The following is a 13,521-nucleotide window of genomic DNA, read 5'->3' on the forward strand; positions in this document are numbered from 1 at the left end:
CGGCGGGGGACTCGTGGGGACTCGGCCAGATGAACCGAGCGTAGAGAATTCACGTACGTGGCGGGAAGGGGCGTTCGGTGGGCCCCTGGTGTTCAGGTGACGCCCCTTCCCTGGAGTGTCAGATGTATTCCGTGGGAATGACGGCCTCGCCGCGGGACAGCTGCGTCGCCGAGAGCGGCAGGCCCGCGCGCGCGGCGGCGTGCCGGTCGCGGACCGTGTCCAGCGGCTCGCGGGCGACCACCTCGCCGCCCTTGACCAGCTGGACCAAGAGCTGCCGGTCGGCGAGGGCGGTGGGCACGGGCCCGGTGCCCACGACCTCGGCCTCGGCGACGCCGTGCTCGTCGGTCCTGCGCGCGGCCCACTTGCGCCCGCCCAGGGAGCTCTTGGCGCCGAGCGACTTCTTCGCGACGGGTTCGAGCGGCGCCTTGGGGTCCGCCGAGTGGGCGCGGGCCACCAGCTTGTAGACCATGGAGCAGGTGGGGTGCCCGGAGCCGGTGACGAGCTGGGTGCCCACGCCGTACGCGTCGACGGGCGCGGCGGCGAGCGAGGCGATGGCGTACTCGTCGAGGTCGGAGGTGACGACGATCTTCGTCTTCGTGGCGCCGAGCTCGTCCAGCTCCTTGCGCACCCGGTGGGCGACCAAGAGCAGGTCCCCGGAGTCGATGCGCACCGCGCCGAGCTCGGGCCCGGCGACCTCGACGGCGGTGCGGACCGCCTCGGTCACGTCGTACGTGTCCACGAGCAGGGTCGTGCCGGGGCCGAGCGAGTCGACCTGGGCCTGGAACGCGTCGCGCTCGTTGTCGTGCAGCAGGGTGAAGGCGTGGGCGCTGGTGCCGACGGTGGGGATGTCGTAGCGGAAGCCCGCCGCGAGGTCCGACGTGGTCGCGAAGCCCCCGACGTACGCGGCGCGGGAAGCGGCCACGGCGGCCAGTTCGTGGGTGCGGCGCGCGCCCATCTCGATCAGCGGGCGCTCACCGGCGGCCGACGACATGCGGGACGCGGCGGCCGCGATCGCCGAGTCGTGGTTGAGGATGGAGAGGATCACGGTCTCCAGGAGCACGCACTCCGCGAAGGAGCCCTCGACGCGCAGGACCGGGGAGCCGGGGAAGTAGACCTCGCCCTCGGGGTAGCCCCAGATGTCGCCGCCGAAGCGGTACGAGGAGAGCCACTGGAGGGTCGGCTCGTCGACGATGCCGCGCTCGCGCAGGAAGTTGATGACGTCGGCGTCGAACCGGAAGTTCTCGACGGCGTCCAGGACGCGGCCCGTTCCCGCCACCACTCCGTAGCGGCGGCCCTCGGGCAGTCTGCGCGTGAAGACCTCGAACACCGAACGCCGCTCGCTCGTGCCCGCTTTCAGCGCGGCCTGCAGCATCGTCAGCTCGTACTGGTCCGTGAAGAGCGCTGTCGACGGAACATCCACCGGCAGGCCAAGGTCCGCTGTGTTCATAGGAAGGATGCTACCCCGCATCTCGTCACTCTGACGATTTCAAGGGCCGTACGGCGAATGCGGTCGTACGGAAGGGCAGTCGTACGGGAGGGCGTTTGTGCGAGGCCCCCCTCGGGGTGGCAGCATGGGGCAGGTGAGTACGGCTCCCGCAGAGATCACCCGACCCGATTCGGACGAAGAGGTACACGTCGTCCCCGAGCCGGACGTCCCCTGGATCACGCTCGTGCACAACGACCCCGTGAACCTGATGAGCTACGTGACGTATGTGTTCCAGACGTACTTCGGGTACTCCAAGGAGAAGTCCACGAAGCTGATGATGGACGTGCACCACAAGGGCCGCGCGGTCGTCTCCAGCGGCAGCCGCGAGGAGATGGAGCGCGACGTCCAGGCCATGCACGGCTACGGCCTCTGGGCCACCCTTCAGCAGGACCGCAAGTAGCGGCCCGCCCGCAGCGCACGGACCGGAAGCAGCGACGCATCTGATGCCAGGACACTTCGAACCCATCCCCGGGGGCGGCGCCGCCGTCGCGCTCGACGAGGTCGAGATCTCGATCATCCGCTCCCTCGCCGTGCAGCTCCTGGAGCTGATCGGCCCGGGACCTGGCGGTGAGCCCTCCGACGACCCGCTCGCCGAGCTCTTCGCCGAGGGCCCGAGCGAGCCGCCCGCCGACCCGGTGATGATGCGGCTGCTCCCCGACGCCTACGGAGGGCCCGGCAGCGAGCAGGGCGCCGTCGGCGACCCGGAGGAACTGCGCGCGTATTCGGCCGAGTTCAGGCGCTTCACGGAGAACGACCTGCGGGCCAAGAAGCGCGACGACGCCCTGGTCGTGATCCGCTCGCTGGACTCGATGACGGCGTCGGGCGACGGCGGAGCCGTCCTGAAACTGTCGGTCGAGGAGTCGCGGCACTGGCTCGGCTCGCTCAACGACCTGCGTCTCGCGATCGGCACGCGCCTCGACGTCTCCGACGAGGAGGACGCGGACCTGCTCTACCGCCTCCCCGACTCCGACCCGCGCAAGCCGATGGTGATGGCCTATCTGTGGCTCGGCGGACTGCAGGAAACGCTGGTCGGGACGTTGCTGGAGCAGTAGCGGGCCGGTACTGGGTGTATATAGCAGCATTCTGCGGCGCCGCCGCACGGTTCGCTCAGCGGCCGCTCAAATCCGGATAACGATCCCGTCAAGCCAATGCCCGTTTATGGCGACGCAAGAGAACTTTGTCCGCTTCTTCCAGTGACGTGGGCCACATGTGGCTCAAAGCGTCACCGTTGCCGCCGTGATAAATCTTCACGACCGCTCGGTGACGCCACCCATGTCGCCGAGGGCGCTCCAGCCGGCAGACCGCCGGTAGCACTCCATTCCATATCCGGGGGGATCAGGACCTGATCCGCAGCCACAACGCAGATGTGCGGGCGCGGATCAGCATGGAGAAAGGCGTCACCATGACCTCAGTGCAGGTCGAAGAGCATCACGACGGCAATGAGGCCGGGCAGTCCGCCGCCGGGCAGTCCGGCGAGGGCGAGGGTTACCAGCGCGGGCTCGGGGCCCGGCAGATCCAGATGATCGCGATCGGCGGTGCCATCGGCACCGGCCTGTTCCTCGGCGCGGGCAAGGCCATTCACAAGGCCGGACCGAGCCTCATCCTGGCGTACGCCATCGCGGGCCTCGTCATCTTCTTCATCATGCGGGCCCTGGGCGAGCTGCTCATGTACCGCGCCGTGTCGGGCTCCTTCTCGGAGTACGCGCGTGAATTCATCGGCCCGTTCTTCGGGTACGTGACCGGCTGGACGTACTGGCTCTTCTGGGTCGTCACCGGCATCACGGAAGTCACGGCGGCCGCCCAGTACATGCAGTACTGGACACACGACTCCATTCCACAATGGGGATACGCGCTGATCTTCACGGTCATCCTCTACGGCGCCAACCTGATCTCCGTGAAGCTCTTCGGTGAGCTCGAGTTCTGGTTCTCGATGGTCAAGGTCACCGCGATCATCGGCATGATCCTGATCTGCGTCGGCATCCTCACCATCGGCTTCTCCGACGCCGGTGACACCGCCTCCGTCACCCACCTGTGGGACCAGGGCGGCTTCTTCCCCAACGGCATCGGCTCCACGCTGATGACGCTGCAGATCGTGATGTTCGCCTTCCTCGCCGTCGAGCTCGTCGGCGTCACCGCGGGCGAGTCCAAGGACCCGAAGACCGTCCTGCCCAAGGCCATCAACACCGTGCCGTGGCGCATCGCCGTCTTCTACGTCGGCGCGCTCATCATGATCCTCTCGGTCGTCCCGTGGACGGAGTTCGTGCCGGGCGTCTCGCCGTTCGTCGCCGCCTTCGACAAGATGGGCCTCGGCATCGGCGCGGCGATCGTCAACTTCGTCGTCCTGACGGCCGCGCTCTCCTCCTGCAACTCCGGCATGTACTCCACCGGCCGCATGCTGCGCGACCTGGCGATGAACGGCCAGGGCCCGAAGTTCTTCACCAAGCTCACGAAGAACGGCCTGCCGCTCGTCGGCACGACCTTCTCCGCCGCGCTGATGCTGGTCGGCGTCTGGATCAACTACCAGTGGCCGGGCGAGGCGTTCAACTACGTCGTCTCCTTCGCGACCATCTCCGGCATGTGGGCCTGGATCATGATCCTGGTCTGCCAGATCAAGTACCGCCGCAAGGCCGACCGCGGCGAGCTCCCGCAGTCCACCTTCCGGGCGCCGGGCGCCCCGTACACGAGCTGGTTCGCCCTCGCCTTCATCGGCATGGTGATCGTGATGATGGGCATCGACAAGGACGCGCGCATCTCGCTCTACGCGGCTCCGGTCTGGGCCCTGATCCTCGGCGTCGGCTACCTGGTCATGCAGCGCAGGAACACCCAGGTGTCCGGCGGCGGCAAGGCCGAGCCGCAGGACGCGGTGAAGTAGCGCACGTAACGCGGCAACCGCTGGATCCCAGCATGTGGGCCGGTTCGTACCACTCCTCGGTACGGGCCGGCCCCTCTGCTTATCCTGGCTGCCATGCTGACCATCACCCAGGCCCTCCACGACCAGATCGTCGCGCACGCGCGCCAGGACCACCCCGACGAGGCCTGCGGTGTGGTCGCGGGCCCGGAGGGCACCGGCCGCCCCGAGCGTTTCATCCCGATGCTGAACGCGGCCCGCTCGCCCACGTTCTACGAGTTCGACTCGACCGACCTCCTCAAGCTCTACCGCGAGATGGACGACCGCGACGAGGAGCCGGTGATCGTCTACCACTCGCACACCGCGACCGAGGCCTACCCCTCGCGCACCGACATCACCTACGCCAACGAGCCCGGCGCGCACTACGTCCTGGTCTCCACGGCGGACACCGACGACGCGGGCCCCTTCCAGTTCCGCTCCTACCGGATCGTCGAGGGCGAGGTCACCGAGGAAGAGGTAAAGGTCGTAGAGGCATACTGATCTTTACTCAGCTTTACTCGGCCTTACCCAAGAGGGCGGCAGGAGCCAGGAAGCCGGTGCGAACCCGGCACGGTCCCGCCACTGTGACCCCACCCCCATTCAGGGGCGGGGGAGTCAGGAACTGACCTGCCGCCCTTCTCCACGCTACGCAGGGGACGCGGAAATCCCCTGGAGGAGGCAGCAACAGCCATGTCCCGACGTCACACCGGCATACGCGTGCTCGCCGCGGCCACCCTGCTCGTCCCGCTCGCCGCGTGCTCCTCGTCGGACTCCGGCGGTGACAGCGAGCCCGCCGCCAAGGCCGCGGGATTCCCGTACACCGTCACCAACTGCGGTGTGAAGACGACGTACGAGGCACCCCCGAAGCGCGCCGTCACCATGAACCAGCACGCCACCGAGGTGATGCTGGAACTCGGCCTCAAGGACCGCATGGCGGGGACCGCCTACCTCGACGACAAGGTCCTGCCGAAGTACGCGAAGGCATACGACTCCCTCCCCGTCGTCGCCAAGGAGTACCCCTCCTACGAGAAGCTGCTCGCCGCCAACCCCGACTTCGTGTACGGCGGTTACGCGAGCGCCTTCCTCGCGGGCGACGGACGAAGCCGCGGAGCGCTCGCCAAGTCCGGCATCGAGAGCCGCCTGAACATCGAGGGCTGCGCGAAGCGCCCCGTCACCATGAACGACGTCTTCCGCGAGGTCCGCGAGGTCGGCGCCACCTTCGGGGTGCGGGACCGCGCGGACACCTGGGTCGGCGGCGCCGAGCGCGAACTGGCCGCCACGGCGAAGAAGTCGAAGGGCAAGAAGCCCCGGTCCGTGTTCGTCTACGACAGCGGCGACAAGACGGCGTTCAGCGTCGGCGGCCGAGGCATCGGCAACGACATCATCAAGCGGGCGGGCGGCCGCAACATCCTCTCCCACGTCGACAAGTCCTTCGCCGACGCCTCTTGGGAGACGGTCGTGGACCGCAACCCCGAGACCATCGTGATCCTCGACTACGGCGCGACGACGCTGGCCCAGAAGAAGAAGCGCCTCCTCGACGACCCGGCCCTGGCCGACGTCCCCGCCATCAAGAACAAGAGCTTCGCGGTGCTGCCGCTTTCGGACATGGTGACGGGCGTACGAGCACCGGAGGCGGTGAGGAAGCTGGCGGCGCAGCTGTGAGCCAGGTTCGGACCGTGGGGAGCAAGTTCCAGCCCGTCCGGCGATTGAGGACGAGCCCGAAGGGCGATAAACGCAGGTCACGGGGGCAGCACCTGTTGATCTGCACCGTACTCACCGCAGCCCTCGCGGCAGCGACGGTCGCGGGGCTCGCCCTCGGCTCGGTGCGGATCCCCCCGGGCCAGGTCCTGGAGATCCTCACGGGAAACGCGGAACCCTCCCCGTTCCGCACGATCGTGCTGGACGTAAGACTCCCCAGAGTCCTGCTCGGCGCAGCCGTCGGCGCCGGACTCGCCGTCATCGGCACCGTCCTCCAAGCCCTCGTCCGCAACCCCCTCGCCGACCCCTTCCTGCTCGGCGTCTCCTCGGGCGCCTCCGTGGGCGCGGTCGGCGCCATCGTGCTCGGCGGCACCTTCGGTGTCGGCTCGGCCCTGGCGACCACGGTCACCATCCCCGCCGCGGCCTTCGTGGGCGCGCTGATCTCGCTGGTCCTCGTCTACACGCTGGCCCGCAGCGGCGGCGGCGGGTTCGCGACCGGCCGACTGATCCTCGCGGGCGTCGCCGTCTCGTACATCCTGACCGCCCTGACCAGCCTCATCCTGGTCACCGCGGACAGCGCTGACCACCTCAAGGAAGTCCTGTACTGGACGCTCGGCGGCCTCGGCAGCGCCCGCTGGGACATGCTCGCCCTGCCCTGCTGCGCCCTGGTCGTCGGCACGGCCCTGCTGATGGCGCTCGCCCGCCCCCTGGACCTGCTGCTCGTCGGCGAGGAGGGCGCCACCGTCCTCGGCCTGGACACGGCGCGCTTCCGCGCCGCGGTCTTCGTGCTCGCCTCGCTCCTGACCGGCGTCCTGGTCGCGTACAGCGGGGCCATCGGGTTCGTCGGCCTGATGGTGCCGCACGCCGCCCGCATGCTGGTCGGCGCCGCGCACCGCGCGCTGCTCCCGGTGGTGGCGCTGATGGGCGCGGTGTTCCTGGTCGTCGCCGACCTCGCCGCGCGCACGGTCGCCGCGCCGCAGGACATCCCGGTCGGCGTGCTCACCGCGCTGACGGGCGGCCCGTTCTTCCTGTGGCTGCTGCGGCGGCGTACCGAAGGAGTCCCGGCATGAACCAGCCCCTGCCCGCCGGTGACCTGCGCACAGAGCACCTCTCGTACGAAGTGGACGGCAAGCTCCTCGTCGACGGCGTGGACCTCGCCGCCGCCCCCGGCGAGACCGTCGGCGTCGTCGGCCCCAACGGCAGCGGCAAGACGACGCTGCTGCGCTGCGTGTACGGCACCCTGCGGGCGACGGGAGGACGCGCCCTCCTGGACGGCGACGACCTGGGCGCGATGGGCGCGAAGGCGCGCGCCAGGCGCCTGGCCACCGTGCCGCAGGACGGGCAGGCCGCCTTCGAGCTGACCGTCGAGCAGGTGGTCGCCATGGGCCGCTCCCCGCACAAGCGCTTCTGGGAGGCGGACACGGCAGCCGACGAGGAACTGGTGCGGGCCGCGCTCGAACGGGTCGGCGTCGCGGCCCTGGCCCACCGCGCGTTCCCCTCGCTCTCCGGCGGCGAACGCCAGCGCGCCCTGATGGCCCGCGCCCTGGTGCAGCGCCCCACCCTGGTCGTACTCGACGAGCCCACCAACCACCTGGACATCCGCTACCAGCTGGAAATCCTCTCCTTGGTGAGGGACTTGGGCACGACGAACCTGCTCGCCCTGCACGACCTGAACCTCGCGGCGTACTACTGCGACCGCCTCTACGTCCTGGACGGCGGCAGGATCGTCGCCTCGGGGGCGCCGAAGGAGGTGCTCACGGCCGAGCTGCTCGCCACCGTGTACGGAGTGACGGCCGAGGTCAGCACCCATCCGGTGACCGGCGCCCCGACCGTCGTCTATCTGCCGCCGCCCGCATCCTGAGCGGATTCCGTCCACCAGCTGAGATCACATTCCGGGATCCGGACCGGGAATCGATACGATGACCGCATGGTTCCCCATGACGTGAGCGAAGAGACGAAGAGCGCACCGCCCGTGCTGCTAGTCGCGCGCCTGCACGTCGACCTGTGCCGCCTCGCCAGCGCCATCTGTTCACGCTGAACCGTTCCGCCGCACGGCCGTGTGCCGCGGCGTCGCACCCTCGTACGCAGCACCGCAAGGATCAGGGCCGCCGCGCGCCCGCCACCCGCATCATCGACTCCCGACAGGAGCCCCCGCCATGGCCATCGAGGTCCGCATCCCGACCATCCTCCGCACCTACACCGACGGCGAGAAGGCCGTCCAGGGCAGCGGAGACACCCTCGCCGAGCTCTTCACCGACCTCGACTCGCGGCACGCGGGCATCGCCGAGCGCATCGTGGACGGCGACAAGCTGCGCCGCTTCGTGAACGTGTACCTCAACGACGAGGACGTCCGCTTCCTGGACGGCATCTCCACCAAGCTCGCCGACGGCGACAGCGTCACGATCCTGCCGGCCGTGGCCGGCGGCATGGTCTAGGCCCGATCCCGGATGCCTCGCTACGACTCCCCGCTCGCCGCGGTCGGCAACACGCCGCTCGTCCGCCTGCCGCGCCTCTCCCCGTCGGACGACGTCCGCATCTGGGCCAAGCTGGAGGACCGCAATCCGACCGGTTCCATCAAGGACCGCCCGGCCCTCCACATGGTCGAACAGGCGGAGAAGGACGGCCGGTTGACACCCGGCTGCACGATCCTGGAGCCGACCTCGGGCAACACCGGCATCTCGCTCGCCATGGCGGCCAGGCTCAAGGGCTACCGCATCGTGTGCGTCATGCCGGAGAACACCTCACAGGAACGGCGCGACCTGCTCGCCATGTGGGGCGCCGAGATCATCTCCTCGCCCGCGGCGGGCGGCTCCAACACCGCGGTCCGGGTGGCCAAGGAGCTCTCCGCCGAGCATCCGGACTGGGTGATGCTCTACCAGTACGGCAACCCCGACAACGCGGGCGCCCACTACGCCACGACCGGCCCGGAGATCCTCACGGACCTCCCCTCGATCACCCACTTCGTGGCGGGCCTCGGCACCACGGGCACGCTCATGGGCGTCGGCCGCTACCTCCGCGAGCAGAAGCCGGACATCAAGATCGTCGCGGCGGAACCCCGCTACGACGACCTCGTCTACGGCCTGCGCAACCTCGACGAGGGCTTCGTCCCCGAGCTGTACGACGCCTCCGTCCTGACCACGCGCTTCTCCGTCGGCTCGGCGGACGCGGTCACCCGCACCCGCGAACTGCTCCAGCAGGAGGGCATCTTCGCGGGCGTCTCCACGGGGGCGGCGCTGCACGCCGCCATCGGCGTGGGCCGCAAGGCCGTCGCGGCGGGGGAGCCCGCCGACATCGTCTTCGTCGTGGCCGACGGCGGCTGGAAGTACCTGTCGACGGGCGTCTACACGGCGGAGACGACCGAGGCGGCGATCGAGACGCTGCAGGGCCAACTGTGGGCTTAGCCGCCCCGGGGAACTGTTCATCACCGGCTCCGCCGAGTTCGTCCTCAAACGCCGGACGGGCTTAAATTTCCCGGCCCGGGCAGTTGTCAGCCCCGGCTTCGCCGAGATTGTCCTCAAACGCCGGACGGGCTGAAAATATCCGCCCGGCGAACTGGGAATCCTCCGCCGGAGGGGCTGGGAAATTCAGCCCCTCCGGCGTTTGAGGAGCGGGGTCCGGGGCGGAGCCCCGTGGGGCGGCGGGTCAGCCCGCCAAATACCTGACCTGGTCCCAGAGCGCCGGATCCACCACCCCGGCCCTGCGCCGGAACTCCCAGAGGGGGACGTCCCTCAACTCGTCCGTCTCCAGGAAGCTCGCCCGCCCCTGGGCGTCGCCCACGACGCCCGGCGGCAACGGAATCACCCCCGGCCGCTCATCGTGATACTTGCTGGTGATCTTCGCGACCACCGCACTCTCCCCGCGCACGGACAGCACCAGACAGGGCCTGTCCTTCCCGCCGGGCCCGTCCTCGTAAGGCACCCGCGCCCACCAGATCTCCGCGGGCCGCGGCGCGGGCAGCCGTCGCCGCGGCCCCCGCGGCGGGCGGGTCCGACCAGCCGGTCGGGTACTCCGCTTCCGGTGCCCGCGACCCCACCCGTCGACCAGAGCGGCCACCAGGGCGAGCACCACCACGGCGGCCAGCGCGAGCCACCAGGACGTGTCCATACCGACGACGGTACCGGCGCGCGCCCCCCGCCGCCCACCGCATCCCGGGCGCCCCACAAGCCCCCCGAACCGGTGACACCGCAGGTGAGTTCCCCCACAACGGCCCGCGACGGAGGAGCGACCAGGGCTTTTGCGCCTTACGCTCGACGGACCGCACACCCCCCAGCTCTTCTGCCAGCGCGGAGGTTCCAGCTTCATGAAGCTCACCGTCGTCGGCTGCTCGGGGTCGTTTCCCTCCGCGGAATCGGCCTGCTCGAGCTACCTCGTCGAGGCCGACGGCTTCCGGTTGCTGCTCGACATGGGCAACGGCGCCCTCGGCGAGCTGCAGCGCCACATCGGTCTGTACGACCTCGACGCGATCTTCCTCAGCCATCTGCACGCCGATCACTGCATCGACATGTGCGCGTACTTCGTGGCGCGCTACTACCGGCACGAGGGCGGCCGCTGCGCCCCCATCCCCGTCTACGGACCCGAGGGCACCGAGCAGCGCCTGACCACCGCGTACGCGGACACCCCTTCGGCGTCCTCGATGAGCGAGGTCTTCGACTTCCACACGGTCAAGCCGGGCTCGTTCGACATCGGCCCCTTCGCCGTACGCACCGAGAAGGTCTGCCACCCCGTGGAGGCGTACGCGATCCGCGTCGAGCACGAGGGCCGCTCCCTCACCTACTCCGGGGACACGGGCACCTGCGACGTCCTGGACGAACTCGCCACGGGCACCGACCTGTTCCTCTGCGAGGCGGCCTTCACGCACGGCAAGGAGAACATCCCCGACCTGCACCTCAACGGCCGCGAGGCGGGCGAGTCCGCCGCCCGGGCGGGTGCGGGAAGGCTGCTGCTCACCCACATCCCGCCGTGGACGGACCCGCAGGTCAACCTCGCGGACGCACGCGCGGTCTACGGGGGCCCCACCGCGCTGGCCGCGCCCGGCGCCACGTACGAGATCTAGGCCGTACGACGGTGGCCGCGGCCGCCGAGCGCCATCCTGTTCCAGGTGTGGCGGCGGCCGCGGATCGCCACCGAGTAGTCGTACATAACCTCGGGGTCGCACATCCCCGGCAGGAACGAGTCGCCGAAGTGGTGGGCGTCGATGCCCACCTCCTTGGCGGTCAGGGCGAGTTGGGGCACCACGTTCGCGTGGCTGCCCTCCTGGCTGGTGCCGATCGCGCCCATCACCACCGCGCCCGCGTCCTGCACGGCCGCCACCGCCGCGGCGGCCAGCTCCTTGGTGACGCCGGGCAGCGTGCCGGGCAGGGGCATGACGACGCCGTCCGCGCCCGCGTCCACCAGACCTGTGAGGCGCTCCACCGTGACCCGCTCCGGGTGCCCCGCGTGGTGCATCTTGCCGCTCCACAGCGCCACGTCGTCGCCGAGCCCGGCGCGCAGCTCCTCGGTGACCCGCGCGAGCCCCTCGTACGACCCTCCCGTGCCCGGGTTCGCCGTCAGACAGAGCATCGCCGCGCCCATGTCGATCAGCCGCTTGGCGTACTCGGGCTTGGCGCGGCGGATCTCGGGGACGTCGCCGGGCTCCAGGTTGATGCCGACGGGGCGGCCGATGTACGCGGCGAGGTCCGCGATGGAGGTGAAGGTGCCGAGTCCCGGCAGGTCGAGCCGTTCGCCGTCCCAGGCGCGCTCGATGAGGTTCAGTACGACGATGTCGGCGCCGAAGGAGGCGACGAGCTCGGCGTTGTGGACGCCGGGCATGCCCGGCAGCGGGATCAGGGCGGCCCGGTCGGCGAAGACCTCGGCGACCATGGTGCGGCCCTCCGCGGCGGCCACGGAGGCGGTCAGCTCGCGCCCGCGCAGGGCGGCGAGGCGCTCGCGGTCGAGGTCGAGAATGCGTTCGGTTGTCATACTTCGACCGTAATCGGCCGCACATGACGAAGCCCCACTCCGTTGGTACCGACGGAGTGGGGCTTACGTCACCAGGTGCGGGCGGAGACTACTTCGCCTCTGCCTTCTGGAGCTCCGCGAGCTCCTCGTCGGTCTCGCGGCCCGGCGTCGGCAGGTTCCACTTGGTGATCGCGAAGCGGAAGACCACGTAGTAGAGCGCCGCGAAGCAGAGGCCAACGACGGCGAGCCCGATCGGCTTGGTGGCCGTGCCGAAGTTCAGCGCGTAGTCGATGAATCCGGCCGAGAAGCCGAAGCCGTCCTTCATGCCGAGCGCCCAGGTCAGGGCCATCGAGACACCGGTGAGCACCGCGTGGATCGCGTACAGGACCGGCGCGATGAACATGAACGTGAACTCGATGGGCTCCGTGATGCCCGTGACGAACGCGGTGAGCGCGAGCGAGAACATCATGCCGCCGACGACCTTGCGGCGCTCGGGACGGGCGCAGTGCGTGATCGCGAGGCAGGCCGCGGGGAGGGCGAACATCATGATCGGGAAGAAGCCGGTCATGAACTGGCCCGCGGTCGGGTCACCCTCGAGGAAGCGCGGGATGTCGCCGTGCTTGCCGTTGTAGTCGCCCGCCTGCCACCAGGGGAAGGAGTTCAGGAGGTGGTGCATGCCGATCGGGATCAGCGAACGGTTGGCGACACCGAAGATGCCCGCGCCCACGGCGCCCGAACCGACCAGCCACTCACCGAAGTTGTGCAGACCGGCGCCGAGGACCGGCCAGATGAGACCGAAGACGATGCCGAGGACCAGACCCGCGAAGGACGACAGGATCGGGACGAGGCGGCGGCCGCCGAAGAAGCCCGCCCAGTCGGGGAGCTTGGTCCGGTAGAACTTCTGGTAGAGCAGGGCCACGACGATGCCCATGACCACACCGCCGAGCACACCGGCGTTGACCGGGGCGGCGTTCTCGACGATCTTCCCGTCGACGACGGCCTGCACCTTCGGCAGGTTGCTGTCGGTGAAGGTGGCGAGCACCTTCTGGAAGACCAGGTAGCCCGCGACGGCCGCGAGGCCGGTGGAGCCGTCCGACTTCTTGGCGAAGCCGATCGCGATGCCGACGCAGAACAGCAGCGCGATGTTGTCGATGATCGCGCCGCCGCCGGCCGACATGTAGCTGGCGATCTTGGTGATCCAGGTCGGGAAGGACTCCCGGCCGAGCATGTCGTCGGCGCCGAGCCGCACCAGGAGCGCGGCGGCCGGCATCACGGCGACCGGCAGCATGAGGCTGCGCCCGATGCGCTGCAGCACCGGCATCACGCCGGAGCCCTTCTTCTTGGCGGCCGCGGGGGCGGCACTGGCCGTGGACACAACTTCCTCCAGTGGGCAAGGCGCCGCCTGGGACAAGGAAGTGGGGGACGGCGGCGTCTCCGGGGGACGCGGCGAGAAGGCCGCGTGGTCTACACCAATTAGTGGTGTAGACCTGTTGTAGCACGGTGAAGGTGACGT

General features: G+C 69.7%; 15 protein-coding genes and 1 riboswitch. Of the genes, 11 read left to right on the forward strand and 4 right to left on the reverse strand.

The features are described 5' to 3' along the window. Positions 1-118: 118 nt before the first annotated feature. The gene (locus CP970_RS27100; RefSeq protein ID WP_055545375.1) at positions 119-1,447 is read right to left on the reverse strand and encodes a nicotinate phosphoribosyltransferase; all 1,329 of its coding nucleotides are present in this window, start codon (positions 1,445-1,447) and stop codon (positions 119-121) included. Between the two features lie 124 nt (positions 1,448-1,571). Between CP970_RS27100 and clpS the strand changes: the two genes are divergently transcribed. The 10 genes from clpS (at position 1,572) to CP970_RS27150 (ending at position 9,472) form a co-directional block, all read left to right on the forward strand. Further along, positions 1,572-1,886 carry an ATP-dependent Clp protease adapter ClpS gene (gene clpS, locus CP970_RS27105; RefSeq protein WP_055545376.1) on the forward strand — a complete coding sequence of 105 codons (315 nt, stop codon included), beginning with the start codon at positions 1,572-1,574 and terminating at the stop codon, positions 1,884-1,886. 43 nt (positions 1,887-1,929) lie between these two features. Next, entirely contained in the window at positions 1,930-2,538 is a 609-nt protein-coding gene (locus CP970_RS27110) for a DUF2017 domain-containing protein (RefSeq protein WP_055545377.1), read from the forward strand. Positions 2,539-2,888: 350 nt separating this feature from the next. Further along, a complete protein-coding gene (locus CP970_RS27115; protein WP_055545395.1) occupies positions 2,889-4,358 on the forward strand; it encodes an amino acid permease in 1,470 nt (489 codons plus the stop codon). Positions 4,359-4,451: 93 nt separating this feature from the next. Next, on the forward strand, positions 4,452-4,874 hold the full coding sequence (locus tag CP970_RS27120) for a Mov34/MPN/PAD-1 family protein (protein WP_055545378.1): 423 nt from the start codon (positions 4,452-4,454) through the stop codon (positions 4,872-4,874). Position 4,875: 1 nt separating this feature from the next. After that, a riboswitch (cobalamin riboswitch) is annotated at positions 4,876-5,018 on the forward strand. Positions 5,019-5,063: 45 nt separating this feature from the next. After that, positions 5,064-6,035 carry an ABC transporter substrate-binding protein gene (locus CP970_RS27125; RefSeq protein WP_055545379.1) on the forward strand — a complete coding sequence of 324 codons (972 nt, stop codon included), beginning with the start codon at positions 5,064-5,066 and terminating at the stop codon, positions 6,033-6,035. Positions 6,036-6,127: 92 nt separating this feature from the next. After that, a complete protein-coding gene (locus CP970_RS27130) occupies positions 6,128-7,141 on the forward strand; it encodes a FecCD family ABC transporter permease (RefSeq protein WP_224059303.1) in 1,014 nt (337 codons plus the stop codon). Then, positions 7,138-7,932: an ABC transporter ATP-binding protein gene (locus tag CP970_RS27135; RefSeq protein ID WP_055545380.1), complete on the forward strand. Its 795-nt coding sequence runs from the start codon at positions 7,138-7,140 to the stop codon at positions 7,930-7,932. Before CP970_RS27130 ends, CP970_RS27135 begins: the two co-directional genes overlap by 4 nt. Before the next feature lie 66 nt (positions 7,933-7,998). Beyond that, positions 7,999-8,109, forward strand: a complete 111-nt coding sequence (locus CP970_RS45820; protein ID WP_317987168.1) for a putative leader peptide — start codon at positions 7,999-8,001, stop codon at positions 8,107-8,109. Positions 8,110-8,227: 118 nt separating this feature from the next. After that, on the forward strand, positions 8,228-8,506 hold the full coding sequence (locus tag CP970_RS27145) for a MoaD/ThiS family protein (protein ID WP_055545381.1): 279 nt from the start codon (positions 8,228-8,230) through the stop codon (positions 8,504-8,506). 12 nt (positions 8,507-8,518) lie between these two features. Then, a complete protein-coding gene (locus CP970_RS27150) occupies positions 8,519-9,472 on the forward strand; it encodes a PLP-dependent cysteine synthase family protein (RefSeq protein WP_055545382.1) in 954 nt (317 codons plus the stop codon). Between the two features lie 241 nt (positions 9,473-9,713). Here CP970_RS27150 and CP970_RS27155 read toward each other — a convergent pair whose 3' ends face one another. Then, complete coding sequence (locus CP970_RS27155) at positions 9,714-10,175, reverse strand: type II toxin-antitoxin system PemK/MazF family toxin (RefSeq protein ID WP_150494050.1); 462 nt, start codon at positions 10,173-10,175, stop codon at positions 9,714-9,716. Between the two features lie 196 nt (positions 10,176-10,371). Between CP970_RS27155 and CP970_RS27160 the strand changes: the two genes are divergently transcribed. Continuing rightward, positions 10,372-11,124, forward strand: a complete 753-nt coding sequence (locus CP970_RS27160) for an MBL fold metallo-hydrolase (RefSeq protein WP_055553195.1) — start codon at positions 10,372-10,374, stop codon at positions 11,122-11,124. On the opposite strand, the gene CP970_RS27165 is transcribed toward CP970_RS27160, so the two are convergent. After that, positions 11,121-12,029 carry a DUF7916 family protein gene (locus CP970_RS27165; RefSeq protein ID WP_055553193.1) on the reverse strand — a complete coding sequence of 303 codons (909 nt, stop codon included), beginning with the start codon at positions 12,027-12,029 and terminating at the stop codon, positions 11,121-11,123. The two genes, CP970_RS27160 and CP970_RS27165, sit on opposite strands and share 4 nt — an antisense overlap. Positions 12,030-12,117: 88 nt before the next feature. Further along, positions 12,118-13,383 carry a PTS transporter subunit EIIC gene (locus tag CP970_RS27170; RefSeq protein WP_055553191.1) on the reverse strand — a complete coding sequence of 422 codons (1,266 nt, stop codon included), beginning with the start codon at positions 13,381-13,383 and terminating at the stop codon, positions 12,118-12,120. Positions 13,384-13,521: the final 138 nt, after the last annotated feature.

It is taken from the genome of Streptomyces kanamyceticus (genome assembly GCF_008704495.1).
GTDB lineage: Bacteria > Actinomycetota > Actinomycetes > Streptomycetales > Streptomycetaceae > Streptomyces > Streptomyces kanamyceticus.

Coding starts and splice junctions, on each gene's coding strand:
- CP970_RS27150 (WP_055545382.1), top strand. CDS start 8,519: ATGCCTCGCTACGACTCCCCGCTCGCCGCGGTCGGCAACACGCCGCTC.
- CP970_RS27110 (WP_055545377.1), top strand. CDS start 1,930: ATGCCAGGACACTTCGAACCCATCCCCGGGGGCGGCGCCGCCGTCGCG.
- CP970_RS27125 (WP_055545379.1), top strand. CDS start 5,064: ATGTCCCGACGTCACACCGGCATACGCGTGCTCGCCGCGGCCACCCTG.
- CP970_RS27155 (WP_150494050.1), bottom strand. CDS start 10,175: ATGGACACGTCCTGGTGGCTCGCGCTGGCCGCCGTGGTGGTGCTCGCC.
- CP970_RS27100 (WP_055545375.1), bottom strand. CDS start 1,447: ATGAACACAGCGGACCTTGGCCTGCCGGTGGATGTTCCGTCGACAGCG.
- CP970_RS27160 (WP_055553195.1), top strand. CDS start 10,372: ATGAAGCTCACCGTCGTCGGCTGCTCGGGGTCGTTTCCCTCCGCGGAA.
- CP970_RS27165 (WP_055553193.1), bottom strand. CDS start 12,029: ATGACAACCGAACGCATTCTCGACCTCGACCGCGAGCGCCTCGCCGCC.
- CP970_RS27120 (WP_055545378.1), top strand. CDS start 4,452: ATGCTGACCATCACCCAGGCCCTCCACGACCAGATCGTCGCGCACGCG.
- CP970_RS27115 (WP_055545395.1), top strand. CDS start 2,889: ATGACCTCAGTGCAGGTCGAAGAGCATCACGACGGCAATGAGGCCGGG.
- CP970_RS27145 (WP_055545381.1), top strand. CDS start 8,228: ATGGCCATCGAGGTCCGCATCCCGACCATCCTCCGCACCTACACCGAC.
- clpS (WP_055545376.1), top strand. CDS start 1,572: ATGGGGCAGGTGAGTACGGCTCCCGCAGAGATCACCCGACCCGATTCG.
- CP970_RS27135 (WP_055545380.1), top strand. CDS start 7,138: ATGAACCAGCCCCTGCCCGCCGGTGACCTGCGCACAGAGCACCTCTCG.
- CP970_RS45820 (WP_317987168.1), top strand. CDS start 7,999: ATGGTTCCCCATGACGTGAGCGAAGAGACGAAGAGCGCACCGCCCGTG.